Annotated in this window: 23 protein-coding genes; 20 read left to right on the forward strand and 3 right to left on the reverse strand. The window is 68.5% G+C overall.

Features of this window, described 5'->3' with window-relative positions; translation table 11 throughout:
- Positions 1-35 precede the first annotated feature (35 nt).
- The gene (locus tag ASE28_RS20615) at positions 36-611 is read right to left on the reverse strand and encodes a restriction endonuclease (RefSeq protein WP_235516184.1); all 576 of its coding nucleotides are present in this window, start codon (positions 609-611) and stop codon (positions 36-38) included.
- A gap of 117 nt (positions 612-728) precedes the next feature.
- Between ASE28_RS20615 and apbC the strand changes: the two genes are divergently transcribed.
- The 20 genes from apbC (at position 729) to ASE28_RS20715 (ending at position 24,668) form a co-directional block, all read left to right on the forward strand.
- The gene (gene apbC, locus ASE28_RS20620) at positions 729-1,820 is read left to right on the forward strand and encodes an iron-sulfur cluster carrier protein ApbC (RefSeq protein WP_057268302.1); all 1,092 of its coding nucleotides are present in this window, start codon (positions 729-731) and stop codon (positions 1,818-1,820) included.
- Between the two features lie 27 nt (positions 1,821-1,847).
- Positions 1,848-2,792, forward strand: a complete 945-nt coding sequence (locus ASE28_RS20625; protein WP_057268303.1) for a LysR substrate-binding domain-containing protein — start codon at positions 1,848-1,850, stop codon at positions 2,790-2,792.
- Positions 2,793-2,951: 159 nt separating this feature from the next.
- Complete coding sequence (locus tag ASE28_RS20630; protein ID WP_057268304.1) at positions 2,952-4,847, forward strand: NAD(P)H-dependent oxidoreductase subunit E; 1,896 nt, start codon at positions 2,952-2,954, stop codon at positions 4,845-4,847.
- Positions 4,844-7,699, forward strand: a complete 2,856-nt coding sequence (gene fdhF, locus ASE28_RS20635; RefSeq protein WP_057268305.1) for a formate dehydrogenase subunit alpha — start codon at positions 4,844-4,846, stop codon at positions 7,697-7,699. The genes ASE28_RS20630 and fdhF overlap by 4 nt, the downstream gene beginning before the upstream one ends.
- Before the next feature lie 65 nt (positions 7,700-7,764).
- Positions 7,765-8,319, forward strand: coding sequence for a DUF3305 domain-containing protein (locus ASE28_RS20640; RefSeq protein ID WP_057268306.1), 555 nt, complete (start codon positions 7,765-7,767; stop codon positions 8,317-8,319).
- Positions 8,312-8,995, forward strand: a complete 684-nt coding sequence (locus tag ASE28_RS20645; RefSeq protein ID WP_057268480.1) for a DUF3306 domain-containing protein — start codon at positions 8,312-8,314, stop codon at positions 8,993-8,995. The genes ASE28_RS20640 and ASE28_RS20645 overlap by 8 nt, the downstream gene beginning before the upstream one ends.
- Entirely contained in the window at positions 8,955-11,024 is a 2,070-nt protein-coding gene (locus ASE28_RS20650) for a 4Fe-4S binding protein (RefSeq protein WP_057268307.1), read from the forward strand. The genes ASE28_RS20645 and ASE28_RS20650 overlap by 41 nt, the downstream gene beginning before the upstream one ends.
- A 20-nt stretch (positions 11,025-11,044) precedes the next feature.
- A complete protein-coding gene (locus ASE28_RS20655; RefSeq protein ID WP_057268481.1) occupies positions 11,045-11,650 on the forward strand; it encodes a molecular chaperone in 606 nt (201 codons plus the stop codon).
- A 139-nt stretch (positions 11,651-11,789) separates the two neighbouring features.
- A complete protein-coding gene (locus ASE28_RS20660; protein WP_057202518.1) occupies positions 11,790-12,002 on the forward strand; it encodes a formate dehydrogenase in 213 nt (70 codons plus the stop codon).
- Between the two features lie 14 nt (positions 12,003-12,016).
- Positions 12,017-14,995: a formate dehydrogenase subunit alpha gene (locus tag ASE28_RS20665; RefSeq protein ID WP_057268308.1), complete on the forward strand. Its 2,979-nt coding sequence runs from the start codon at positions 12,017-12,019 to the stop codon at positions 14,993-14,995.
- Positions 14,996-15,023: 28 nt separating this feature from the next.
- On the forward strand, positions 15,024-15,644 hold the full coding sequence (fdh3B, locus tag ASE28_RS20670; RefSeq protein ID WP_007861300.1) for a formate dehydrogenase FDH3 subunit beta: 621 nt from the start codon (positions 15,024-15,026) through the stop codon (positions 15,642-15,644).
- Complete coding sequence (locus ASE28_RS20675; protein WP_057201908.1) at positions 15,641-15,877, forward strand: hypothetical protein; 237 nt, start codon at positions 15,641-15,643, stop codon at positions 15,875-15,877. The genes fdh3B and ASE28_RS20675 overlap by 4 nt, the downstream gene beginning before the upstream one ends.
- Positions 15,878-15,890: 13 nt before the next feature.
- Entirely contained in the window at positions 15,891-17,084 is a 1,194-nt protein-coding gene (locus ASE28_RS20680) for a formate dehydrogenase subunit gamma (protein ID WP_057268309.1), read from the forward strand.
- 8 nt (positions 17,085-17,092) lie between these two features.
- A complete protein-coding gene (locus ASE28_RS20685) occupies positions 17,093-17,494 on the forward strand; it encodes a hypothetical protein (RefSeq protein ID WP_200961106.1) in 402 nt (133 codons plus the stop codon).
- Positions 17,495-17,558: 64 nt separating this feature from the next.
- Positions 17,559-18,449, forward strand: a complete 891-nt coding sequence (locus ASE28_RS20690; protein WP_057268310.1) for a formate dehydrogenase accessory sulfurtransferase FdhD — start codon at positions 17,559-17,561, stop codon at positions 18,447-18,449.
- A gap of 36 nt (positions 18,450-18,485) precedes the next feature.
- Entirely contained in the window at positions 18,486-20,042 is a 1,557-nt protein-coding gene (locus ASE28_RS20695; protein ID WP_057268311.1) for a C13 family peptidase, read from the forward strand.
- Between the two features lie 356 nt (positions 20,043-20,398).
- Positions 20,399-22,918 (forward strand): ABC transporter permease, encoded by a 2,520-nt coding sequence (locus ASE28_RS20700; RefSeq protein ID WP_057268312.1) that lies wholly within the window; start codon positions 20,399-20,401, stop codon positions 22,916-22,918.
- A gap of 152 nt (positions 22,919-23,070) precedes the next feature.
- Positions 23,071-23,502, forward strand: a complete 432-nt coding sequence (locus ASE28_RS20705) for a group II truncated hemoglobin (protein WP_057268313.1) — start codon at positions 23,071-23,073, stop codon at positions 23,500-23,502.
- 86 nt (positions 23,503-23,588) lie between these two features.
- Positions 23,589-24,173: a hypothetical protein gene (locus ASE28_RS20710; protein WP_057201913.1), complete on the forward strand. Its 585-nt coding sequence runs from the start codon at positions 23,589-23,591 to the stop codon at positions 24,171-24,173.
- Between the two features lie 24 nt (positions 24,174-24,197).
- Positions 24,198-24,668, forward strand: coding sequence for a RidA family protein (locus ASE28_RS20715; protein ID WP_057201914.1), 471 nt, complete (start codon positions 24,198-24,200; stop codon positions 24,666-24,668).
- A gap of 66 nt (positions 24,669-24,734) precedes the next feature.
- Here the strand turns inward: ASE28_RS20715 and ASE28_RS20720 are convergent, their stop codons facing one another.
- The gene (locus ASE28_RS20720) at positions 24,735-25,370 is read right to left on the reverse strand and encodes a Smr/MutS family protein (protein WP_369818252.1); all 636 of its coding nucleotides are present in this window, start codon (positions 25,368-25,370) and stop codon (positions 24,735-24,737) included.
- Between the two features lie 320 nt (positions 25,371-25,690).
- Positions 25,691-26,404 carry a DNA repair protein RadC gene (gene radC, locus ASE28_RS20725; protein ID WP_057268314.1) on the reverse strand — a complete coding sequence of 238 codons (714 nt, stop codon included), beginning with the start codon at positions 26,402-26,404 and terminating at the stop codon, positions 25,691-25,693.
- Positions 26,405-26,466 lie beyond the last annotated feature (62 nt).

Below are 26,466 nucleotides of genomic sequence, written 5' to 3' on the forward strand. Positions count from 1 at the left end.
GCCACTTGGGGAAACCCGCATGGCGGGCGGCCAGATCAGTCCTTTGCGAGAAGGAGGGCGGCGACGCCCGGGCCCTGCAGCACGGTGATGCCGTTGTCGCGCGCAAACAGGCGGGCGTTGTCGGAGAGCTGTCCCTGGGTCATCACATAGATCCCTGCCGAGGCCCCTTGCGCCTGCATGGCGGCCTGCAGTTCGCGCATCGGCTCGACGCCATGGGTCGCGGCCTTCCAGCGTTTGGCGCTGACCAGGGTGGCCTGGCCGCCCTTGGCCACGCGCAGGTCCACGGGGCCGGACCGGGGCTTTTCCACCGTGCAGCCATCGCGCACCCAGGCGGCCTCCAGCGCATCGCAGAAGGTGCGCCAGGGCATGCTGTTGATGGCGCCCAGCATTTCCTCGACCTTGGCGGGGCTCGGGGCCCTGAGCTGGCGCCAGGCCGCAATGCAGCCCACCACGAAGATCGGCAGCGTGCCCACGGCGCCGACATAGGCGTACTCGCGCGGCAGCAGCGCGCCGGCCGCCAGTGCGATCACTCCCACCACCAGGAAGCTGACCCACCAGGGCGAGCGCAGCAGCACGGCGAACAGGGATTTCTCGGCCATCTTGAATTTCACGGGGCGTCTTTCGGGAGTCTGTAACGGGAGGGAAGCGGGTGGGCGACGCGCATTGTCCCGCACTTACGCAGGGCGGGGTCCGTTGGATAGACTACCCGTCCCACAGGAGTTAATTGCATGGCAGTCACCGAACAAGGCCTTCTGGCCGCACTTTCCAGCGTACAAGACCCGCACACGGGCAAGGACTACGTCAGCACGCGGGCGCTGCGCAATGTGCAGATCAACGGCGGCGACGTGGCGTTCGACGTGGAGCTGGGCTACCCGGCCAAGAGCCTGGTGCCCGAGCTGCGCCGCAGCCTCGTGGCGGCAGCCAAGGGCGTGGCCGGGGTGGACAACGTGTCCGTGAACATCACCACCAAGGTGGTGGCCCACGCCGTGCAGCGCGGCGTGCAGCTGCTGCCCCAGGTGAAGAACATCATTGCCGTGGCATCGGGCAAGGGCGGGGTGGGCAAGAGCACCACCGCCGCCAACTTGGCCCTGGCCCTGGCCGCCGAGGGCGCCAGCGTCGGTGTGCTCGACGCCGACATCTACGGCCCGAGCCAGCCCATGATGCTGGGCATCAGCCGCCGCCCTGAGAGCGAAGACGGCAAGACCATGGAGCCGCTGGAGAACTACGGCGTGCAGGTCATGTCCATCGGCTTCCTGGTCGACCAGGACGAGGCCATGATCTGGCGCGGCCCCATGGCCACCCAGGCGCTGGAGCAGCTGCTGCGCCAGACCAACTGGAAGGACCTCGACTACCTCATCATCGACATGCCGCCCGGCACCGGCGACATCCAGCTCACGCTGTCCCAGCGCGTGCCCATGACGGGTGCCGTGATCGTCACCACGCCGCAGGACATCGCCCTGCTCGACGCCAAGAAGGGCATCAAGATGTTCGAGAAGGTGGGCGTGCCCATCCTGGGCATCGTCGAGAACATGGCCGTGCACGTGTGCACCAACTGCGGCCATGTGGAGCATATCTTCGGGGCCGATGGCGGCAAGAAGATGGCGGCTGACTATGGCATGGACTACCTGGGCGCCCTGCCGCTGGACATGCAGATCCGCCTGCAGGCCGACAGTGGCAAACCCACCGTGGTGGCCGACCCCGACGGCGACGTGGCGCAGATCTACAAGCAGGTGGCACGCACCGTGGCCGTGAAGATCGCCCAGCAGTCCAAGGACTTTTCGTCCAAGTTCCCGACCATCGCGGTCAGCAAGGACACGTAACCGGGTGGCACCGCTGCCTGCCTGGCCATGAACCTTCTGGCATCCCTGCGCTACCTGGTGGCGCTGCACGAGCACCGGCATTTCGGGCGCGCTGCGCAGGCCTGCCACATCACGCAGCCGGCCCTGTCAAACGCCCTGCGTGCACTGGAGAAGGAGTTTGGCGTGGTGGTGGTGCGCCGCGGCCGCAGCTTTGAAGGCTTTACCCCCGAAGGCGAGAGGGTGCTGGCCTCCGCCCAGCGCATGCTGCACGAGCACACGGTGCTGCAGCAGGAGCTGAGCAGCGAAGCCGCGCACCCGCGGGGCACGCTGCGCCTGGGTGCCGTGCCCACCGCCATGCCCATCCTGGCGCGCTTTGCCGCCCTGTTGCAGGCGCGCCATCCCGGCATCGTGCCGGTGGCACTGTCGATGAGCTCGCAGGCGCTCGAAGCCGGGCTGGAGAGCATTTCGCTGGACCTTGCGCTGGGCTACACCGAACGCATGCCGGCGCTTGGCGGGGCCCTGCGCTCCTGGCCGCAGTACGTGGAGCACTACTTTTTGCTGCGGCGTGCAGGCCAAGCCCAGGGCCGTGGGCTGCAGATCGGTCCGCCCATTTCCTGGCTGGATGCGGCACGCTCCCCGCTGTGCCTGCTGACCCCCGCCATGCACAACCGCAGCCTGGTGGATGCGGCCTTTCGCAGTGCCGGGGCTTCGGTTCAGCCCGCGATGGAAACCGACTCTGTGCTCACGCTGGCGCTGAGCGTGGTGGCGGGTGAACTGTGCAGCGTCTTGCCGGGTGCCTTGGTGGATGCCGTGCGGGGCCATGAAGGGCTGGAGGCATTGCCCTTGACCGGCCCGGTGCTCACCACCCCCATCGGTTTCATGTCGCACCGCCAGGTACAGCCCACGCGCGCCCTCGACGCGGCGCTGGCACTGGCCCTGGACGCGGGCTGGCTGCGCCATGCGGCACAGCACAGCGGCTTGCTGGTCCCCTGAGTTTTTTGCAGTGCTGCGTTCGGCGGCAAATGGTCTTCATTTGTTTTTGTGATCGCTCCATGTGCGTAAGCAATTTGACGGGCTGTCCCGGGCTGCTGGACACTGAGGGCCATGGGGGTCTGTGCGGGCTCCTGCATACCTATTCCACGATTGCGGTCCATGAACCTTGCCCCCGAAGCGCCCACCGTGGCAGCTGTGTCCGTCAGCGACATGCGCGAGCGCATCCGCCGCAAGAGCCGCCTCAAGGGCCGCCAGCCCGAGGATGGGGCGATGGCCGATGTGGCCCGGTTGCTGGGCGAGCGCCCTGCCGAGGGCTTTCGCCGCGACTGGCTCATCGAGTACCTGCACCGCCTGAACGACCACTTTGGCGCTCTCCACGACCGGCACCTGGTGGCGCTTGCGCGGCAGATGAATGTGCCCATGGCCGAGGTCTACGAGGTGGCCAGCTTCTACCACCACTTCGACATCGTGCGCGCCGATGCCCAGGTGCCGCGCCTGGTGCTGCGGGTGTGCGACAGCCTCGCCTGCAGCATGGCCGGTGCGCGTGAGTTGCTGGCGCAACTGCCAGAGCGCCTGCGCGCGGCTGGCCAGGGCGATGTGCAGGTGCAGGCCGTGCCCTGCGTGGGCCGCTGCGAGCAGGCACCCGTGGCGGTGGTGCACCAGTGCCCGGTGCCGCAGGCCACGCTGGAGCAGGTGCTTGGCGTGCTGCAGGCCAAGCCCAGCCGGGCGCTGGCGCAGCACCCGGCACCCGCAGCGGCGGCCCCTTTCGAGCTGTCTGCGTGGGCGCAGCGCAGCCTGCCCGATGGCGCGCGCGAAACCAGCCCCGCCTGGACGGACCTTGCCACCTACCGCGCACACGGCGGCTACCAGTTGGCCGCTGCGGTGGTCCAGGGGGAAATGAACGCCGAGGCAGTGCTGGGCGCGATGGAGGACTCCGGCCTGCGGGGCCTGGGCGGCGCGGGGTTTGCGGCGGGCCGCAAATGGCGCATCGTGCGCGAGCAGTCCGCCCCACGGGTGATGGCGGTGAACATTGACGAGGGAGAACCCGGGACCTTCAAGGACCGCACCTACCTGGAGCGCGACCCGCACCGCTTCCTGGAGGGCGTGCTGATCGCCGCGCAGGTGGTGGGCACGGAGGCCGTCTACATCTATCTGCGCGATGAATACTATGGCTGCCGTGCCCTGCTGCAGTCCGAGCTGTCCAAGCTGCAGGCCGACCCCCCTTGCCCCCTGCCGCACATCGAACTGCGCCGGGGTGCGGGGGCCTACATCTGCGGCGAGGAGTCGGCGATGATCGAGAGCATCGAGGGCAAGCGCGGCGAGCCCCGCATGCGCCCGCCCTACATCGCCCAGGTCGGACTGTTTGGCCGGCCCACGCTGGAACACAATTTCGAGACGCTGTACTGGGTGCGCGATGTGCTGGAAAAGGGGCCGCAGTGGTTCTCCGCCTTCGGCCGCCATGGGCGCAAGGGCTTGCGCAGCTTCAGCGTCAGTGGGCGGGTGCGGCAGCCGGGCGTCAAGCTGGCACCTGCAGGCATCACGGTGCAGGAGCTGATCGACGAATACTGTGGCGGCATGGCCGAGGGCCACGAACTCTATGCCTACCTTCCGGGTGGCGCCTCGGGCGGCATCCTGCCGGCCCGGCTGAACCAGATTCCCCTGGACTTCGACACGCTGCAGCCCTATGGCTGCTTCATCGGCTCTGCGGCCGTCATCGTGCTCGGCCAGCACGACCGGGCACGCGATGCGGCGCTGAACGTGATGCGTTTCTTTGAACATGAAAGCTGCGGCCAGTGCACGCCCTGCCGGGTCGGTACGGCCAAGGCGGCCCGGTTGATGCAGGCGCCGCAGTGGGACAGCGACACCCTGGACGACCTGGCGCAGGTGATGGCCGATGCCTCCATCTGCGGGCTGGGGCAGGCCGCCCCCAACCCGATCCGCTGTATCCACAAGTACTTTCCTCACGAGGTGGGTGAAGGGCCGTGGCCCGGCGATCTGCCCCCTCCACGCCGCAGCGCGATGGCGGAGCAACTGCCCCAGGGGCTGCAGCCATGAGTGCGGTGTTGTCGCCCGCCTGCGCCAAGGCTCCCGCCGCCATTGCCTTCGAGCTCGATGGCCAGCCCGTGCTGGCCTTGCCTGGCGAGAGCCTGCTGAAAGCGGCGCAGCGCCACGGGGTGGACATTCCCCACCTGTGCTTCCAGGATGGCCTGCGCCCCGACGGCAATTGCCGCGCCTGCGTGGTCGAGATCGAGGGCGAGCGCGCGCTGGCCCCCAGTTGCTGCCGCGCCCCCGCCCCTGGCATGAAGGTGCGGGCCACCAGTCCCCGCGCCGTCAAGTCGCAGCAGATGGTGGTGGAGATGCTGCTGTCGGACATGCCAGACAAAGGCTACCGGTGGAACGACGAAGGCCATCCTGGCCAGGCGCATGCCGGGCAGCATGGTGAGCTCAGCGCCTGGGCTGACCGCCTGGGTGTGGCGGTGCGTCCCGCGTTGAAGGCATTGCGTCGGGACCAGCCTGCGGCGGATCTGAGCCACCCGGCCATGGCCGTGAACCTCGATGCCTGCATCCAGTGCAACCGCTGCGTGCGGGCCTGCCGGGAGGAGCAGGTCAATGACGTGATCGGCTACGCGCTGCGCGGGGCCGACAGCAAGATCGTCTTCGACCTGGACGACCCCATGGCCGAGAGCACCTGCGTGGCCTGTGGCGAATGCGTGCAGGCCTGCCCCACCGGCGCGCTCAGCGCCAAGACCCACATTGGCCCGCAGGCGGTGGACCGCAAGGTGGACTCGGTCTGCCCCTTCTGCGGCGTGGGCTGCCTCATCACCTACAACGTCCGGGACGAGAAGATCGTCAGCGTCGATGGCCGCGACGGCCCTGCCAACCATGGCCGCCTGTGCGTCAAGGGGCGGTTCGGCTTCGACTATGCGCACCATCCCGAGCGGCTCACGGTACCCCTGGTGCGCAAGCCCGGGGTGCCCAAGGACTGGCAGGGCCAGGCGCGCCCTGCGGATTGGCGCGAGCTGTTCCGCGAGGCGACCTGGGAGGAGGCGCTGGAGCTGGCGGGTGGTGGCTTGCGCGCATTGCGCGACCAGCACGGCCCCAAGGCACTGGCGGGCTTCGGCTCGGCCAAGGGCAGCAATGAAGAGGCCTACCTCTTCCAGAAGCTGGTTCGCACCGGCTTTGGCAGTAACAATGTGGACCACTGCACGCGCTTGTGCCATGCCTCCAGCGTCGCTGCGCTGCTCGAAGGCGTGGGCTCGGGCGCGGTGAGCAACCCGGTCAACGATGTGGAGCATGCCGAGCTGATCTTCGTGATCGGCTCCAACCCCACTGCGAACCACCCGGTGGCGGCCAGCTGGATGAAGAATGCCGCACGGCGCGGCGCCCGGATCGTGCTGGCCGACCCGCGCGTGACCGACATTGGCCGCCATGCCTGGCGCACGCTGCAGTTCAAGGCCGACACCGATGTGGCCATGCTCAACGCGCTGATCCACACCGTGATCGACGAAGGCCTGGTGGACGAGGCCTTCATCCGCGACCGGGCGCACAATTTCGAGGCGCTCAAGGCGAATGTGCTGGCCTGCAGCCCGGAGGCCATGGCCCCCATCTGCGGCATCCCCGCCGAAACCCTGCGCGAAGTGGCGCGGGCGTTCGCGCGCGCCAAGGCGTCGATGATCCTCTGGGGCATGGGCGTGAGCCAGCATGTGCATGGCACGGACAATGCCCGCTGCCTGATCGCGCTGTGCGCGGTCACGGGCCAGATCGGCAAGCCCGGATCGGGCTTGCACCCGCTGCGTGGCCAGAACAATGTGCAGGGCGCCAGCGATGCGGGGCTGATCCCCATGATGTTCCCCAACTACCAGCGCGTGGACAACGCCCAGGCGCACCGCTGGTTCGAGGACTTCTGGGGAACCCCGCTCGACGCCCAGCCGGGCTACACCGTGGTGGAGATCATGCACAAGGCCCTGGCCGAGGACAGCGATCCCCACAAGGTGCGGGGCATGTACATCATGGGCGAGAACCCCGCCATGAGCGACCCGGACCTGAACCACGCACGCCATGCCCTGGCGAGCCTGTCGCATCTGGTGGTGCAGGACATTTTCCTGACCGAGACGGCCTGGCTGGCCGATGTGGTGCTGCCAGCGAGCGCCTGGCCCGAGAAGACCGGCACGGCCAGCAACACCGACCGCATGGTGCAGATGGGGCGGCGCGCGCTGAACCCTCCTGGCGACGCCCGGCCCGACCTGTGGATCATCCAGCAACTGGCGCTGCGGATGGGCCTGGCGTGGAACTACGAGGGCCCGGAGTCCGGCGTCGCCGCCGTCTACGAAGAAATGCGCCAGGCCATGCATGCCAGCATCAGTGGCATCACCTGGGAGCGGCTGGAGCGCGATTCCAGCGTGACTTACCCCTGCCTCGGCGCAGACGACCCGGGCCAGCCCATCGTGTTCACGGAGCGGTTTCCCACAGCCACCGGCCGGCTCGGACTGGTTCCGGCCAGCATCATTCCTGCGGCGGAAAAGCCGGATGCCGACTATCCGCTGGTGCTGATCACCGGCCGCCAGCTGGAGCACTGGCACACCGGCAGCATGACGCGGCGCAGCACGGTGCTGGATGCCATCGAGCCCATGGCCACCGCGTCCATGCACGGCGACGACCTGGCGCTGCTGGGGGTGGAGCCTGGCGCGCTGGTCAGCATCCGCTCGCGCCGGGGGGGCGTGCAGGTGCGCTTGCGCCGTGACGACGGCACGCCCACCGGAACGGTGTTCATGCCCTTCGCCTACGTGGAGGCGGCGGCCAATCTGCTGACCCATGCGGCGCTGGACCCATTCGGGAAGATACCGGAGTTCAAGTACTGCGCGGTGGCCATCGAGCTGCTGGGAGAGGCATTGCAAAACCCAGGTTGAGTGCCTGCAGGGCTTTTGCCCGCAGCTGCCGGGCCATGGCCCACGACAGGGTACAGTCAGCTTCCATGACCGCCCGCCCCACCATCGAAGTCGCCGTCACCATGCGCCGCGAGCGCCTGGACAACCGCTGGCAGCCCTGGCGCTGGGTGCTGGACGACGTGGTGCCCGCAGAATCCGCCTTTGGCGGTGTGCCGCGCCTCTTGCGCCAGGACGATAACCAGGCCCTGTGGCTGTTCCCGGGCTTTGCCGTAGAACTGTTCAAGGACGACGGCGAGGGCTACCACCTGAACCTGTCCGCGCCCGCACCCTGCTGGTTCGTGCTGTGGCGCATGGACGAGGAGGGCAGAGTTCCCGAGCCGCTGGCCCGCCCCGTGGCCGTGAGCCTGAGCTACCACGATGCCGGCCGCTGGCTCGATGCGCAGGAAACGGTGGAGCAGGTGCCCGCGCCGGCGGCCGTGCTGCAGGCGCTGCAGGCCTTTGTCGACGAGCACTACGCGCCCGAGCCCAAGCGCCGCAGGCGGCCCGACAGCTTCCAGTCGCTGACCGACCGCTTCGGCAACCCGGCATCGGTCTCCACGGACAAACAGCGCGGTGGCCGGGGCGGCCCGCACCATGGCTGACGGTTTTCTCTCGCGCTGGTCGCGGCGCAAGCAGGAGGTGGCTGCGGGCAGGCCCGTGCAGGAGCCTGAGCCATCGCCCCCATCAGAGGCCTTGCCATCCGCCGCCGCCATGCCTGCCCCGGAGCCGGTGGCCGTGCCTGCCGCCGCTGAGCCAGAGCTGCCCACGCTGGCCGATGCCCAGGCCTTGACGGCCGAGTCCGACTTCAAGCCCTTCATGGGCCGCGGCGTGGCGCCCGATGTGCGCAACACGGCCATGAAGAAACTGTTTGCCGACCCGCATTTCAATGCCATGGACGGCCTGGACATCTATATCGACGACTACTCCAAGCCCGATCCGCTGCCCGAAGGCATGCTGCGCCAGATGGCCAGCGCCCACTTCATGGGCTTCTTCGATCATGAAAAGGACGGTGCCGGAGAGGCTGTGCCGCAGCCCGCACAGGCAAAGGCCCCGCAAGACCCTCAGCCTCGGGATGATGCGGAGACGCCAGCGCTGCCAGACGTGGCACAGTCCGAGGTATGCACCGCCATTCCTAGCTCGCCAGAACTGGCCTCAGTCGACCCCGCTGGGGGCGATGGGGTCAGGGTAGCCAGCCATACCGAACATGACCACGCTGATCTGCGACTGCAACCAGACGATGCCCCTCGACGCGAAGGCGTTGGGCGCGGCCCTGCATGAGGAACTGACCCTCCATTCCACGCTGTGCCGGCGCGAGGCCGGCGCCTTCCAGGACGCCATCCGCACCGGCCAGGAGGTGGTGGTGGCCTGCACCCAGGAGCAGCGCCTGTTTGGCGAACTCGGCGCGCAGACCGAAGGCGCGGTCTCACCGATCCGCTTCGTGAACATCCGCGAAACCGGGGGCTGGAGCCGCGATGCCCGCGATGCAGGCCCCAAGATCGCTGCCTTGCTGGCCGCAGCCCGCCTGCCCGAGCCGCCGCCGGTGGCCACCGTCAGCTACAAGAGCGCCGGGCGCCTGCTGGTCATCGGCCCGCTCGATGCCGCCGAACAGGCTGCGGCCTTGGTGGCCGATGTGCTCGACGTGACCTTGTTTGCACAGGGCCCGGGGCAGGCAGGCGGTGCGCAGGCACGGCGTTTCCCCGTGCTCGGCGGGCGCCTCACCGGGCTGTCGGGCTGGCTCGGGGCCTTCGACGTGCAGTGGTCAGCCGACAACCCCATCGACCTGGACCTGTGCACGCGCTGCAATGCCTGCATCGTGGCCTGCCCCGAAAACGCCATCGGCCTGGACTACCAGGTGGACCTGTCCGCCTGCGATGCGAACCGCGCCTGCGTGCGCGCCTGCCAGGTGGCGGGCGCCATCGACTTCGGCCGCGAGGCCAGCGCGCAACAGGAGCGCTTCGACCTGGTGCTGGACCTGCGCCCGGCCACGGCCGTGCCCACCTTCACCCAGCATGCACCGCCCCAAGGCTACTTCCGCAGCGACGGGCGCGACATGGCCGTGCTGCTCAAGCTGCGCGAGATGGTGGGCGAGTTCGACAAGCCCCGCTTCTTCGCATACAAGCAAAAGCTCTGCGCCCACAGCCGCAACGAGACCGTGGGTTGCAATGCCTGCATCGACATTTGTTCTGCCGAGGCCATTTCCAGCGACAAGAGCCGCCAGCAGATCAAGGTCAATCCCCACCTGTGCGTGGGCTGCGGCGCCTGCACCACGGTGTGCCCGACGGGTGCACTGTCCTTTGCCTACCCGGGTGCCACAGAGCAGGGCGCGCGCTTCAAGGCCTTGTTGTCCACCTATGCGGCGGCAGGCGGCCAGAGCGCCGTGCTGCTGCTGCACAGCCAGGAGCAGGGCCAGGCCTTGGTCGACGCACTGGGCCGTGCCGCCCAGCTGCGGCGTGCCCAGGGCGTACCCGCCAATGTGATCCCGGTGCCGCTGTGGCACACCGCCAGCACCGGCGTGGACCTGTGGCTCAGTGCGCTGGCCTATGGTGCTTCGCAGGTGGTGGTGCTGGCCACGCACGAGGAGGCGCCCCAGTACCTGGATGGTGTGCAGGCGCAGATGGAGGTGGCCCAGGCCATCCTGCATGGGCTGGGCTACACCGGCAGCCACCTGCGGCTGCTGCGCGCGGGCGATGTGGCGGCGCTCGATGCCGCCCTGCAGTCCCTGTGCAACACCCGCCAGCTGCGGCCGCCGGTGGCGGCGCGCCATGGCGTGGCCCAGGAAAAGCGCGCCACGCTGGAGATGGCGCTGGACCATTTCATCGCCCATGCGCCACTGCTCCAGGAGGGCTTGCCCGAAGCCATCGCCCTGCCCGCAGCCGGTGCGCCGCTCGGGTCCATCACGGTCGACAAAAACCGCTGCACGCTGTGCCTGAGCTGCGTGAGCGCCTGCCCGGCCGGTGCCCTGCAGGACAACCCGCAACTGCCCCAGCTGCGCTTTCTGGAAAAGAACTGTGTGCAGTGCGGCCTGTGCGCCACCACCTGCCCCGAAGACGCCATCACCCTGCAGCCGCGCCTGCTGCTCACGCCCGAACGGGCGCAACTGCGCGTGTTGGCCGAAACCCAGCCCTGGGCCTGTGTGCGCTGCAGCAAACCGTTTGGCACGCTCAAGGCCATCGAAGCCATGCTGGAGCGGCTCTCGGGCCACGCCATGTTCCAGGGCGAGGCGCTGGAGCGCCTGAAGATGTGCGGCGACTGCCGCGTCATCGACCTCTATTCTTCCCAGAGCGAAGCGAAAGTGACGGACCTGTGAGCGCCACCGCACCCCTGACCATGGCCGCCAGCGCCGCCCTCGACGAGGAAACCGCGCGTGCCGAACTCTATGGCCTGCTGGCGCAGCTGTACTACAGCGCCCCGGCGCCCGGCCTGCTGGCCACCCTGCGCGTGGCCGTGACCCAGGCGCCGGCCGAAGGTGGCTTGCTGGAGGAGCCCTGGCAGCAACTGGTGGGGGCCGCCCGTGCGCGGGAGGACGCGGCCATTGCCGCCGAGTTCGAGCGCCTGTTCGGCGGCATGGGCAAGCCCGAGGTCTTCCTCTACGGGTCGCACTACCTGAGCGGCTTTCTCAACGAGAAGCCGCTGGCACGCCTGCGCAGCGACCTGGATGCCCTGGGCCTGGCGCGCAGCGAGGCCATGCCCGAGACCGAGGACCACCTGGCCTACCTGTGCGAGGCCATGCGCTACCTGATCGCTGGTGACGACATGGCGGTGTGCAACCTTACGACACAACGGGACTTTTTTGCCGCCCACCTGCAGCCCTGGGTGCCGGCCCTGTGCGATGTGCTGGAGGCCCACCCCGCCGCCCCCTTCTATGGCGCGCTGGCCCGCTTCACACGGGCTTTCGTGGCTGTGGAAGCCCAGGGTTTCGACATGCTGGAATGAGCCGCTGCGGGCGCCTGCGAAGGTGTGCCAAACCCGAGTGAAGTTCCATGGGGTGGCCATACCCGATTGCAGTGGGCCAGACACTCGCATAGACTGTATGAACGACATTGCATAGCCGCAAGCCCTCCTGGAGACAATGATGCAGGACAGCCAGCCCCAACCTTCTCGCCGCCGGTTCTTTGCAGGTGCAGCCACTGCGGGGGCTGCTGCTGCCGCCGTCGTGGCCTTGCCCCACATTGCAGCCCCAGGTGCCACCGCTGCAGCCGAGCCCGTGCCAGCACCGCCTGAGCGCGGTGGCGGCTACCGCCTCTCGGCACACGTGCAGCAGTACTACAAGACCACCCAACTCTGACCGCGGGGCGCGCCATGTTGCTCACCAAGAAGTCTTCCCACGCCCGAGAGGGCGCTGCGGCCACCTCCTCGTCCTCTCCCTTCGTCCACAGCCTGCAGCGCGGCCTGGCCAAGGCCCTGCCCACCATGGACCGGCGTGCCTTCCTGCGCCGCTCGGGCCTGGGCGTCGGCGTGGGCATCGCTGCCTCGCAGCTCACCCTGGTCAAGAAGTCCAGCGCCGCGGAGGGCGCCAAGGTCGGCCTGGGCGACAGCAAGATCGAGGTGCGCCGCACCATCTGCACCCACTGCTCGGTGGGCTGCGCGGTGGACGCCGTGGTCGAGAACGGCGTCTGGGTGCGCCAGGAGCCGGTGTTCGACTCCCCCATCAACCTGGGCGCGCACTGCGCCAAGGGCGCCGCGCTGCGCGAGCACGGCCATGGCGAGTACCGCCTGCGCTACCCGATGAAGCTGGTCAACGGCAAGTACGAGCGCATCAGCTGGGACACGGCGCTCACCGAGATCACCGCCCGCATGCAGGACCTGCGCAAGGCCAGCGGGCCCGACAGCGTGTACTTCGTGGGCTCGTCCAAGCACAACAACGAGCAGGCCTACCTGCTGCGCAAGTTCGTGAGCTTCTGGGGCACCAACAACTGCGACCACCAGGCCCGCATCTGCCACTCCACCACGGTGGCCGGGGTGGCCAACACCTGGGGCTACGGGGCCATGACGAATTCGTACAACGACATGCAGAACAGCAAGGTCGCCATGTACATCGGCTCCAACGCGGCCGAGGCCCACCCGGTGAGCATGCTGCACATGCTGCACGCCAAGGAGACCGGCTGCAAGATGATCGTGGTGGACCCGCGCTTCACCCGCACGGCGGCCAAGGCTGATGAGTTCGTGCGCATCCGTTCGGGGTCCGACATTCCCTTCCTGTTCGGTTTGCTGTACCACATCTTCAAGAACGGCTGGGAGGACAAGCAGTACATCAACGACCGTGTCTATGGCATGGACAAGGTGCGCGAGGAGATCCTGGCCAAGTGGACGCCCGACAAGGTCGAGGAGGCCTGCGGCGTCAAGGAAGAGCAGGTGTTCAAGGTCGCGAGCCTGCTCAACGCCCACCGCCCCGGCACCATCGTCTGGTGCATGGGCCAGACGCAGCACACCATCGGCAACGCCATCGTGCGGGCCTCGTGCATCCTTCAGTTGGCTCTGGGCAACGTGGGCAAGACCGGCGGCGGCACCAACATCTTCCGCGGGCACGACAACGTGCAGGGCGCCACCGACGTGGGCCCCAATCCCGACTCGCTGCCTGGCTACTACGGCATTGCCGAAGGGGCGTGGAAGCATTTCGCGGCGGTCTGGGGCGTGGACTTCGAGTGGATCAAGGGCCGGTATTCGAGCCCGGCCATGATGACCAAGTCGGGCCTCACGGTCTCGCGCTGGATCGATGGGGTGCTCGAAAAGAACGAGCTGATCGACCAGGACTCCAACCTGCGCGGCGTGTTCTTCTGGGGCCATGCGCCCAACTCCCAGACCCGGGGGCTGGAGATGAAGCGCGCCATGGACAAGCTCGACCTGCTGGTGGTGGTCGACCCTTACCCTTCGGCCACGGCCGCCATGGCGGCCATGCCCGGCCGGGCTGAAGACCTGAATCCGAACCGTGCGGTCTATCTGCTGCCTGCAGCCACGCAATTCGAAACCAGTGGTTCGTGCACGGCATCCAACCGCTCGCTGCAATGGCGCGAGAAGGTGATCGAGCCGCTGTGGGAGAGCCGCTCGGACCACATGATCATGTACCAGTTCGCGCAGAAGCTGGGTTTCGACAAGGAGCTGGTCAAGAACTACAAGCTGCAGAAGGTGCAGGGCATGGACGAGCCCGTGATCGAGGACATCCTGCGCGAGATCAACCGCAGCGTCTGGACCATCGGCTACACCGGCCAGAGCCCCGAGCGTCTGAAGGCGCACATGAAGAACATGCACCTGTTCGACGTGAAGACCCTGAAGGCCAAGGGCGGCAAGGACAAGGAAACCGGCTACGACTTCACCGGCGACTACTTCGGCCTGCCCTGGCCGTGCTACGGCACGCCCGAGCTCAAGCACCCCGGCTCGTCCAACCTCTATGACACTTCCAAACATGTCATGGATGGCGGCGGGTGCTTCCGCGCCAACTTCGGTGTCGAAAAGGATGGCCAGAACCTGCTGGCCGAGGACGGATCCTACTCGCTGGGCTCCGACATCACCACCGGCTACCCCGAGTTCGACCATGTGCTGCTCAAGAAGCTCGGCTGGTGGGACGAGCTCACCGACGCGGAGAAGAAGGCCGCCGAAGGCAAGAACTGGAAGACCGACCCCACGGGCGCGATCATCCGCGTGACCATGAAGAACCATGGCTGCCACCCCTTCGGCAACGCCAAGGCGCGCGCCGTGGTGTGGAACTTCCCCGATGCCATTCCGCAGCACCGCGAGCCGCTGTATGGCACCCGGCCCGACCTGATGGCCAAGTACCCCACGCACGATGACAAGAAGGCGTTCTGGCGCCTGCCCACCCTCTACAAGAGCGTGCAGGACAAGAACATCGCCGACAAGGTGCACGAGAAGTTCCCGCTGATCCTGACCTCGGGCCGTCTGGTCGAGTACGAAGGCGGCGGCGAGGAAACCCGCTCCAACCCCTGGCTGGCCGAGTTGCAGCAGGAGTCGTTCGTGGAGATCCACCCCAAGACCGCCGGCGAGCGTGGCGTGCGCAACGGCGAGCGGGTGTGGCTCAGTTCGCCCACGGGCGCCCGCATCAACGTGCAGGCCCTGGTGACCGAGCGCGTGGCGCCCGACACGGTGTGGATGCCGTTCCACTTTTCGGGCCGCTGGCAGGGCGCGGACATGCTGGACCACTACCCCAAGGGCGCAGCGCCCATCGTGCGCGGCGAGGCCGTGAACACGGCCACCACCTATGGCTACGACAGCGTGACCATGATGCAGGAAACCAAGACCACGATCTGCAACGTGGAACGGGCATGAACACGCAGCAGCGACCAGGAGACACCCCATGGCACGAATGAAATTCATCTGCGATGCAGAGCGCTGCATCGAATGCAACGGCTGCGTCACCGCCTGCAAGAACGAGCACGAAGTGCCCTGGGGCGTGAACCGCCGCCGCGTGGTCACGCTCAACGACGGCGTGCCGGGCGAAAAGTCCATCTCGGTGGCCTGCATGCATTGCAGTGACGCCCCCTGCATGGCCGTGTGCCCCGTGAACTGCTTTTACCGCACCGACGAAGGCGTGGTGCTGCACGACAAGGACGTCTGCATCGGCTGCGGCTACTGCAGCTATGCCTGCCCGTTCGGCGCCCCCCAGTTCCCCTCGCAGGGCACCTTCGGCGTGCGCGGCAAGATGGACAAGTGCACCTTCTGCGCCGGCGGCCCCGAAACCCACGGCAGCCAGGCCGAGTTCGACAAGTACGGCCGCAACCGCCTGGCCGAGGGCAAGCTGCCGGCCTGCGCCGAGATGTGCTCCACCAAGGCCCTCTTGGCCGGCGATGGCGACGTGGTGGCGGACATCTTCCGCAACCGCGTGGTGCAGCGCGGCAAGGGTGCCGAGGTCTGGGGCTGGGGCACGGCCTATGGCTCCAAGCAGGCCGGCCAACCCACCCCGGGAGCCAAGTCATGACCGGGCGCACTGTACTGATCCTGGGCGCAGCCTGTGGGCTGCTGGCGCTGGTGGCCTGCACCGAGAAGCCGCAGACCGGCGGCGGCGTGCGCATCGATGCGCCGCCCTATGCCGGCACAGGCAGCAATTTCACGCAGCCCGGCTGGAAGGCCGGCGACAAGGCTGGCTGGGAGCAGCAGCTCAAGGCGCGCCAGCAGTACGGCCAGAACGAATACACCCGCACCACCCGGTAGAGCGAGGCCTGCCATGAAAAACTTCCTGTGCAGCATGGCGCTGTTGGCCGGCCTGGCCTGGGGCACGGCAGGGGCCCAGGCCCCGGCCAGCGCGCAAGCGGCCTCTGCCGCGACGCCAGCGGCGGCGCCCGCGGTCGGCGGCATCCAGGGCCAGAACATCTTCCAGGTCAAGCCCGATGCCAGCGAAGAGCCGGGCTACGCCCAGCAGAACAACGGCGAACGCGCCAAGGTGCAGCCGGGCAACAACGCGCCGATGTGGCGCCAGGTGGGCGAGGGCGTCACGGGCTACAGCAGCCTGCCCAAGAGCCAGGCGCCCGAGGCCGGCAACCTGATCCAGCCCTTCGTGCAATACCCGGGTTCGCGCGTGACCAACGCGGGCGAGGCCTGGCGCCAGGTGCGCAACCAGTGGATCATTCCCTACGGCGGCTCGCTGCTGCTCATCGTGGCGGGGGCCATCGCCCTGTTCTATTGGCGCAAGGGCACGATGCAGCTGCACGGCGCCGAGACGGGCCGCAAGATCGAGCGCTTCACGCCCTTCGAGCGCTCCGCCCACTGGGCCAATGCCATCGCCTTCGTGGCACTGGCCATCTCGGGCCTGGTGATGGCCTTCGGCAAGTTCTTCCTGCTGCCTATCCTGGGTGGCACGCTGTTCGGCTGGCTGGCCTATGCCCTCAAGAACCTGCACAACTTCGCCGGGCCGCTGTTCGCGGTGTCGCTGGTCATCGTGTTCTTCACCTTCCTCAAGGACAACTTCCCGCGCCGGGGCGACCTCACCTGGCTGCTCAAGGGCGGCGGCATGCTTTCGGGCACCGAGGTGCCTTCGCACCGCTTCAATGCCGGCGAGAAGCTGGTCTTCTGGGGTGGGGTGCTGTTCCTGGGCGCCATCGTCGTGGCCTCGGGCCTGGTGCTGGACAAGCTCATTCCCGGGCTCATCTACGAGCGCGGCACGATGCAGATCGCACACATGGTCCACGCCGTGGCCACGGTGGTGATGATGGTCATGTTCATGGGCCACATCTACCTGGGCACCATCGGCATGCAGGGCGCTTACAAGGCCATGAAGACCGGCTACGTGGACGAAACCTGGGCCAGGGAGCACCACCAGCTCTGGTACGACGATGTCAAGGCCGGCAAGATCCCATCGCAACGCAGCAGCAGTGCAGAGCCCGCGGGCGAGGCCGCTGCCGCCAAGCCCGTTCAGGCATGAGGCCCACCATGACGATGAACAACAAGCCTTCTTTCCTTCGCCCCTTGCTGCTGGCCCTGTGCGCCGCCTGCGCCTGCAGCGCCGCGCTGGCCAAATTGCCGCCGCCTGCGCCCGAGGCAGCCGCCAAGGCGGCCGAAGCCGCTGCCAAGGCCGCCTGGGCCGGCAAGGTCGACAACTACAAGCTGTGCCAGTCGCAGGACCGGGTCGCGGCCCACTACCGCAAGACCAACACCGCCGCCAAGCCTGCCGCCGCAGTGGGAGCCGCCTGTGCGGACCCGGGCCCCTTTGTCTACACACCGCCCGAGGCCAAGCCCCTGGAGGCCGCCGGCGCGCACTCGCCACCGGGCACGGCCAGCAGCCCGCCCAGCACCCAGACGCCTGCAGCGGCCGCTTCGGCGCCCAAGTCCTGAGCACCGCCCGGCACTGGCGGGTGCCTGTCCGCTGCATCGCGCGGGGATGCGCTACGCTGTCCCCATGACCATGCCCGTGCCCGCCACCGCCGCCCCCCGCCTGCCGCGCCTGACCCAGGCGCAGGCGCCGCTGACCCACCGCGTCGAGGTGGTCAACGAGCATGGCGAGCGCGAAGAGCTGTCCATCCCCGCCGAGCGCCCGCTGACCGTGTATGTCGACAACCGCGAGCTGGTCACGCTGATGACCCTGGGCGCGCACCCCGAGCTGCTGGTGCTGGGCTACCTGCGCAACCAGCGCCTGGTGGAGTCGGCGCAGGACATCGAGTCGATCACGGTGGACTGGGAGGTCAACGCCGCCGCCGTGCGCACGCGCCACGGCATCGCGCGCATCGAGGAGCGCACGGCCAGCAAGGTGGTCACCACCGGCTGCGGCCAGGGCAGCGTGTTCGGCGGCCTGATGGACGAGGTGGACCGCATCGTGCTGCCCGAGGCGCGGCTCACGCAGGGCCAGCTGTACGGCATCGTCAACGCCATCCGCCTCAAGGAGAGCACTTACAAATCGGCCGGCTCGGTGCACGGCTGCGCGCTGTTCCAGGGCGAGGAGCTGCTGGTCTTTGTCGAGGACGTGGGCCGCCACAACGCCATCGACACGATTGCGGGGTGGATGTGGATGGCCGCCGGGGACGCGGCACCGATGGTGGGCGCCGACAAGGTGTTCTACACCACGGGCCGGCTGACCAGCGAGATGGTCATCAAGTCCGCCCAGATGGGCGTGCCCATCGTGGTCTCGCGCAGCGGCATGACGCAGATGGGGCACGCCGTGGCCGAGCAACTGGGCCTGTGCGCCATCGGCCGCGCCACCAACCGGCGCTTCGTCTGCTACAGCGGCATGCAGCGGCTGGTGCTGCAGCCTGAACTGGCGCAGGCCACCACCCCTTCATCCTCCGCCACCTGACACCGGGCCGCCGCGCGGCGATGGCATGATCGGGCGATGCGCGATCAGAAATCCCCCAACGCATGGCCGGACACCCTGCCCAGCCAGTTTGGCCCCTACGACCCCGACGAGGTGCCGGACACCCATCGCATCCCCGTGCCCCAGGGGCCCGGGGAGCCCGATGCGCCCGTATCCGCGGTGACCGAAGCGGTAGATTTGCCGCGCCTGCCGCTCGGGCAGTGGTGGTGGCAAGGGCTGCGGGCCGCCGTGCTGTTGGCGCCCCGAACGGGTGCGGCCGTGCCCAGGCCCCTGCAGTTGATCGTTCTGGTGCTGCTGTGCAGCGGGGTTTTGCTGGGGTTGGAGCGTCTGCATGTGGCGGGCCCGGCCCATTTCAACCTGCGCGGCTGGCTGCTGACATGGTGGTCGCTGCCGCTGCTTGCCTGGTGTGCCTGGTGGGCGCTATCTCCCGCTCGGCGCCAGGATTCACCGGCGCAGGTGACCGGTGGCCTGGCTGCCTGGCTAGCGCTCACCAGCGTGGCCGTGCTGCCCGCGTCGGTGGTGGCCTACGCATTGATGGCGTGGGGGGCGCACCAGCCTGCTCGCTGGTCTTCGGGATACGGCCCCACGGTTTTCTGGGTCATCTATGCGGCGACGCTGCTGTGGATGCTGGCGGCCGATGTCCGGGTGCTGTCCCGCTTCGTGCGTTCGCATGTGCGCACGGGCTTGTACGCACTGTTGCTGCTGGCTGTGCTCGGGGTGGGTATGCAGTACGCATCCAGCCGCTCCTGGGTGCCCGACACCTCCGGCGACGACACGCCCGCCCCAGCCCGCCTGCATCTGTCCCAATCGCTGTTCGAATCTCAGCAGGACCTGATGCAGCAGCAGGTCGACGCCCTGGTGCCCGAGCGTCCTGGCGTGACCGATGTCTATGCCCTGGTGTTCGCTCCCTACGCCCGCGAGAACGTGTTCCGCCGCGAGAGCACCATGGTCAGCGACCTCTTGCAGGAGCGCTTCGACGCGCAGGGCCGGGTGCTGCACTTGCTGAACCACGCCGAAACCGCCGACACCCATGTCTGGGCCACGCCCGAGAACCTGGACCGGGCGGTGACGGCCCTGGCCGCACGCATGGACAAGGAGAACGACGTGCTTGTGGTCTACATGACCTCGCACGGCGCCCAGAACCACCAGCTCGCCGCCTCGCACTGGCCGCTGGAGGTGCCTCCCATCAGCCCCGAGATGCTGCGCGAGGCGCTGGACACGTCGGGCATACGCCACCGCGTGATCGCGATATCCGCCTGCTACTCGGGCGGCTGGATCGACGCCCTGGCCACGCCCTCGACGCTGATCATGACGGCGGCGGACGCGACCCACACCTCCTACGGCTGCGGCGCCCTGTCGGAGCTGACCTTCTTTGGCCGCGCCGTGTTCGACGAACAGCTGCGCAGTACGCATTCCTTCGAGGAGGCGTTCAAGAAGGCCGTGCCCCTGATCCAGCAGCGCGAGATCGAGGCCGGCAAGAGCGACGGCTTCTCGAACCCGCAGATCCGCGTGGGCGCCGAGATCACCCCGGTGCTCAAGGGCCTGGAAGAGCGGTTGAACGTCGCTCCCCGTTAGGGTAGAGGGCCCTTAGAGCCTGTTCAATGTCTTTTTGCAGCCGCGTTGGGGCGCAATCGGGATGAGTGGATGCTTCGGATGCGCCGCATGGGCTCATGCCCATGCAAGCAGCCTGGGCGTCCAATCGCCCGATTTCGCCCCAACCCTTCGGGCAAGTGCCTTTTCGGGCGGTCTGCGGCGTTGCGGCGCTTGCCAATAGCCGAGCTATTGGCTGCACTCCGCGCCTTGCATCCCATCCCGAAAAGGGACTTGCGCGGCTTCAAAAAGACGTTGAACAGGCTCTTAAAGGGCCTGCACGCCGGCTGGAAATGTTTCATTGCCGCGGATTGGCGGGCTTTTGCGCTAATGTCACGCCCATGAACCTTTCTTTTATCCGCCTGGGCTGGCGCACCTTGTTGCGCGACCTGCGCGCGGGCGAGCTGCGCCTCCTGGTCGTGGCCGTGACATTGGCCGTCGCCGCACTCACCTCGGTGGGCTTCTTTGCCGACCGCCTGCAGGGCGGCCTGCAGCGCGACGCCTTGCAACTGCTGGGCGGAGACGCCGTGGTGGCCAGCGACAACCCCACGCCTGCCACCTTCGTGGAGCGCGCCAAGGCCCTGGGCCTGCAGAGCGTGACCACCATGGGCTTTCCCACCATGGGGCGGGCCACCGATGCCAAGGGCGGTGCCAGCAAGCTGGTGGCCCTCAAAAGCGTGCAGCCGGGCTACCCGCTGCGCGGCACCCTCACCGTGGCCGTGGGCCCGGGGGCGGCCGAGCAGACCACGCGCGACATCCCGGCGCGCGGCGAGGTGTGGGTGGATGCGCCGCTGCTCGAATCGCTGGGCCTGGCCATGGGCGACCAGTTGCTGCTGGGTGATGCGCAGCTGCGCATCACCCGCATCATCGTCATCGAGCCGGACCGGGGCGCCGGCTTCATGAGCTTTGCGCCGCGCGTCATGCTCAACGAGGCCGACGTGCCCGCCACCGGCCTGGTGCAGCCCGCCAGCCGGTTGACCTACCGGTTTGCCGTCTCCGGCGCCCCGGCGGCCGTCAAGGCTTTCAGCCAGTGGGCTGCCGACGAGGCCAAGAAGCCCGAGCAGCACGGCGTGCGCGTCGAGTCGCTCGAAAGCGGCCGCCCCGAGATGCGCCAGACGCTGGACCGGGCGCAGAAATTCCTGAGCCTGGTGGCCCTGCTGGCCGCGCTGCTTTCGGCGGTGGCCGTGGCGCTGGCCGCGCGCGGCTTTGCCGCCGACCACCTTGACGCCTCGGCCATGCTGCGCGTGCTGGGGCAGAGCCAGCGCACCATCGCCGGCGCCTACACCACAGAGTTTGCGCTGATCGGGCTGTTCGCCAGCGCGCTGGGCGTGGCCGTGGGCTACCTGGTGCACTACGTCTTCGTGCTGCTGCTGGCCGGGCTGGTGGAGTCGGCCCTGCCCGCCGCCAGCCTGTGGCCCGTGGCCTTCGGGCTGGGCATGGGGCTCACGCTGCTGTTCGCCTTTGGCCTGCCGCCCGTGCTGCAACTGGCCCAGGTGCCGCCGCTGCGCGTGATCCGGCGCGATGTGGGTGGGCTCAAGCCGGCCTCCATGGCCGTGCTGGGCGTGGGCGTGGCCGGCTTTGCGGCCCTGCTGCTGGCCGTGAGCAGCGACATCAAGCTGGGCCTGATCGCCGTGGGCGGATTTGCCGCTGCCGTGGCGCTGTTCGCGGGCCTGAGCTGGGTGGCCGTGAAGCTGCTGCGCCGCAGCGTCAACGAGGCCACCGCACCACGCTGGCTGGTGCTGGCCACGCGGCAGATCTCGGCGCGCCCGGCCTACGCCGTGGTGCAGGTCAGCAGCCTGGCCGTGGGCCTGCTGGCGCTGGTGCTGCTGGTGCTGCTGCGCACCGACCTCATCAGCAGCTGGCGGCAGGCCACGCCGCCCGATGCGCCCAACCGCTTCGTGATCAACGTCATGCCCGAGCAGTCCGACGCCTTCCAGCAGAGCTTGAAGGATGGCGGCGTGAAGCGCTACGACTGGTACCCCATGATCCGCGGCCGCCTGCTGGCGGTGAACGGCAAGGCCGTGGGCCCGGCCGACTACACCGACGACCGCGCCAAGCGCCTGGTGGACCGCGAGTTCAACCTCTCCACCGCCGTGCAGCAGCCGCCCCACAACCAGATCGTGGCCGGCCAATGGACCGAGAACGAGCAGGGCACCATCAGCGTGGAAGAGGGCATTGCCGAAACCCTGGGCCTGAAGATGGGCGACAGGCTGCAGTTCGACATCGGCGGTGTGCAGAACGAAGCGCGCATCACCAGCCTGCGCAAGGTGGACTGGGGCTCCATGCGCGCCAATTTTTTCGTGATGTACCCCGTGGAGCACCTCGAAGGCGTGGCCGTGACCTACCTGGCGGCCTACCGCGCACCCGACAAGGCCGGTTTCGACAACGCGCTGGTGCGCCAGTTCCCCAACATCACCAATGTGGACATGGGCGCCACCATCACCCAGGTGCAGCGCGTGCTCGACCAGGTGATCCGCGCGGTGGAGTTCCTCTTCGCCTTCACCCTGGCCGCCGGCCTGGTGGTGCTGTTCGCGGCCGTCACCGCCACGCGCGAGGAGCGTGCGCGCGAGTTCGCCATCATGCGCGCCGTGGGGGCCCGCGCCAGCCTGCTGCGCCAGGTGCAGCGCGCCGAACTCATGGGCGTGGGCCTGCTCGCGGGCTTTCTGGCCAGCACGGTGGCCGTGGTCGTGGGCTGGGCGCTGGCGCGCTTCGTGTTCGATTTCACCTGGACGGCATCGCCCTGGGTGCCGCTGGCCGGTGCGCTGGCCGGTGCCGTGCTGGCGCTGGCCGCAGGCTGGTGGGGGCTGCGCGATGTGCTGCGCCGCCCCGTGGTGGAGACCTTGCGCCGCGCCTCGGAGTAGGGCGACCGGAGGCAGCACGTAGGCTACCCTTGGCAGCCCGGCGAGGTCTCCTTCCGGTGCATCGGCCAGGGCGGCTTCCAACTGAGAAATATGAACATCCCTGCTCTTGCAACCAAGCTCGCCAGACATGCCTGGCGCAGACTGTGACCCCCATGGACGACGACACCCCCGACAACACCACCCCCACCACCACGCCCTTCGAATGGATCGGCGGCGAAGAACGCGTGCGCGCCCTGGTCGAGCGCTTCTACGACCTGATGGACCTGGAGCCCGGCTATGCCGAGTTGCGTGCCGCCCATGGCAGCGACCTCGCCAGCGCGCGGCAAAAGCTGTTCTGGTTCCTGTGCGGCTGGCTAGGCGGGCCGTCCTACTACACCGACCAGTTCGGCCACCCGCGCCTGCGTGCGCGCCACATGCCGTTTTCCATCGGCACTCAGGAGAGCCGCCAGTGGGTGGCCTGCATGGACCAGGCCATGGGCGAGACGGGCGTGCCCGAGGCGCTGCGCACGCGCTTGCGCGAGAGCTTCACGGGCACGGCGGACTGGATGGTCAACCAGCCCCTGGTGGCCAAGAAACTGATGTGAGCGGCTGTGCGGGCCCGCGGGCCTGCGCTCCTGGATGCGCCCGCAGGCATACTGCGGTTGTCCATTCCACCGAAGGAGCCCGTGCCATGAAGCGTTCCCTTGTCCTTGCCGCCAGCTTGCTGGCCTGTGCCCTGACGCATGCCCAGCCGGCCCCCGCCGCTGGAGACACCTGGGGCAGTGCGCCGCCCGCGTCGGACGACCGCTTCACCAACCCCAAGAGCAAGCTCTACTCGGGCCCCAACGGCTGGCACAACTTCGGCGAGGTGCGGGCCGAGGTGGCCAATGCCGCCAAAACCCGCTATGGGTTCAAGACGGGGCTCAACTACCTCGCCACCTCCAAGTCCTTCGTGTTTGCCACCAACTCCCAGACGCAACTGGTCGAGGTGGACTTTGGCACCGACCAGCCCGCACCGGGCACCTACGAAGTGGCTGCCAAGCCCGATCCCGCCCAGAAAAAGGCCCTGGTCTCGCTCACCGATGCATCGGGCGGCAAGCTGCTGGGCTGGCAGAGCGGCGACAAGGCCGGCACCGTCACGGTGTCCAAGGTCAACGGCTACCTGTACTTCACCGCGCGCAACCTGCGCCTGGCGCCCGTGGGCATGAGCAACAAGGGCGATCTCAAGCAGCCCATGTCGCTGGGCTTCGAGGGCGCTGTCGCACCCGAAAAATGATCCTTGTTGGAAAGCACCCCGCCCATGTCATGCGATGAACGCTTCGCCCAGGAGGCCCAGGCGCTGGGCTACAGCTTCGACGGCGAGATCAAGATCGGCGGCAACTACGTGCCTTTGGTGCGCGATGGCCGCCATATTTACCTGAGCGGCCAGATCCCCCGCGTGGGCGACACCGTGGTGGTCACGGGTGCTGCAGGGGCAGATGCGTCGCTGCAGGATGCGCAGCGCGCAGCCAAGGTCTGCGCCATGCGGGCGCTGGCGCTGCTGCAGCGCGCTTTGGGCACGCTCGATGCCGTCACGGCGGTGCTGCGCATCACCGTCTACGTGCAGTCGGCCCCCGGCTTCACGCAGCAGAGCGAGGTGGCCGATGGCGCCTCGGAAGTGCTCTACCGCGTGCTCGGCCCGGTGGGCGCGCACACCCGCACCTCGGTGGGGGTGCTGCAGCTGCCCAAGAACGCTACGGTCGAGGTAGACCTGATCGCCGCAGCGGATTGACACCGGGGCGCAGTGCGCGCGAGCCCACCGCGCCTTCACGGGCCACTGCCCGAGGCGCGCACGCGCCTATGGATTGCGTGGAACCACGGGCTGCAACAGCACCAGCAATGCGCCTGCGCCACCATCGACGGGCCGGGCCTGCACGAAGGCCAGCACCTCGTTCTTCTGCACCAGCCAGCGCTGCACCCGGCCCTTGAGCACGGGGCTCTTGCCGGGCGAGCCCAGGCCCTTGCCGTGCACCACGCGCACGCAGCGCAGCCCGTTGCGGTGGGATTGGCGGATGAACTGGCCCAGGGCCTCGCGCGCCTCGTCCACGCGCAGGCCATGCAGGTCGAGCTGGCCCTGGATGCTCCAGTAACCCGAGCGCAGCCGCTGCGTGACCTGCACGCCGATGCCATGGCGCCGGTAGCTCAGCGCGTCGTCGGTGTCGAGCAGGGTGCTCACGTCGAAGTCGTCGCTGATGGATTCGAGCAGCACGCGCTCCTCGTCCAGCCAGTGCTGCAGCGGCAGCGGCTGGGGCAGGCGGCGCTGCAGGCGCGCCAGGTTGCGCACGCGCAGCGGGGTGATGGGGCCCACGCTGCGGCTGAAGAACTGGTTCTCGGCCTCCTGGCGCGCAGCGGCCTCGCGCCGGGCCTTCTCTTCGGCCTGCTCGCGTTCGTGCTGCTCGCGCAGCTGGCGGGCCACCGTGGCCAGCTCCTGCAGATCGGCGATGCGCTGGCCGGCGCGCCGGGGCGCGGGGGCCGTCCGTCGTTTGGGTGTGGCGGTGGGACTCGGTGCTGTGGCGGGTGGCCTGGGCACGCGCGCCGGTCGGGCCGCCGCCAGCCGTGCCGCTGCCGATGCGCGCCGGGCGGCGCGCGTGGGTTCGGGTACCGCTGGCACGGATACGGGCAGGGCCGCTGCCACGCTGGGGGGCAGGGCCTCCTTGCCTGCGGTGTCGGCGGCGCGGGCCAGGGCGGTCTGCAGCGCGGTGGGGGCCGCAGGCCGTGGACTGGGCAAGGGCGGGCGCGCCGGTGGTGCCGGGCTCACATCAGACCCTTCTCGGCCATCGACAGCGCCTGGCCCGGCGCCACGATGACATGGTCGAGCACGCGCACGTCGATCAGCGCCAGCGTGGTCTTGAGCGTCTGGGTAAGCGCCTCGTCGGCGCGGCTCGGTTGCACGCTGCCGCTGGGGTGGTTGTGGGCCAGCACCACGGCGGCGGCCTGGTGGTGCAGGGCGCGCAGCACCACCTCGCGCGGGTAGACGCTGGCCTGGGTCAAGGTGCCGCGAAACAGTTCTTCGAGCGCCAGCAGGCGGTTCTGGCTATCGAGGAACAGCACGGCGAACACCTCGTGCCCCTTGGCGGCCAGGTGCAACTGCACATAGTGCTTGACGGTGTCGGGCGAGTCGAACACCTCGCGTTCGCGCAACTGCTGGGCCAGGGCGCGGCGTGCCAGCTCCAGCACGGCCACCAGCTCGGCGCGTTTGGCGGGGCCCAGGCCCTTGATGCGCGCCAGGTCGTCCGCACTGGTGTGCAGCAGGCCGGCGATGCCGCCGAAACCGCCCGTGAGCTTGCCGGTGGCGGCATCCAGCACCGGCGGGTCGAGCAGCTCCTGCGCCATCTGCAGCACTCCCTTGCCCACAATGCCGGTGCGCAGCAGAATGGCCAGCAGCTCTGCATCGGCCAGCGCGGCGGGGCCGCGCGCGAGGAGTTTTTCGCGCGGCTGGGCGTCCGGGGGGAGGTCTTTGATGGCCATGGCGTGCAGGAAATAAGGAGTCTCGGACACCCAGCCATGGGGGCTTGCCCGTTTTTCTACAA

The sequence above is a fragment of the Acidovorax sp. Root219 genome (assembly GCF_001428665.1).
Classification (GTDB): Bacteria; Pseudomonadota; Gammaproteobacteria; order Burkholderiales; family Burkholderiaceae_C; genus Acidovorax.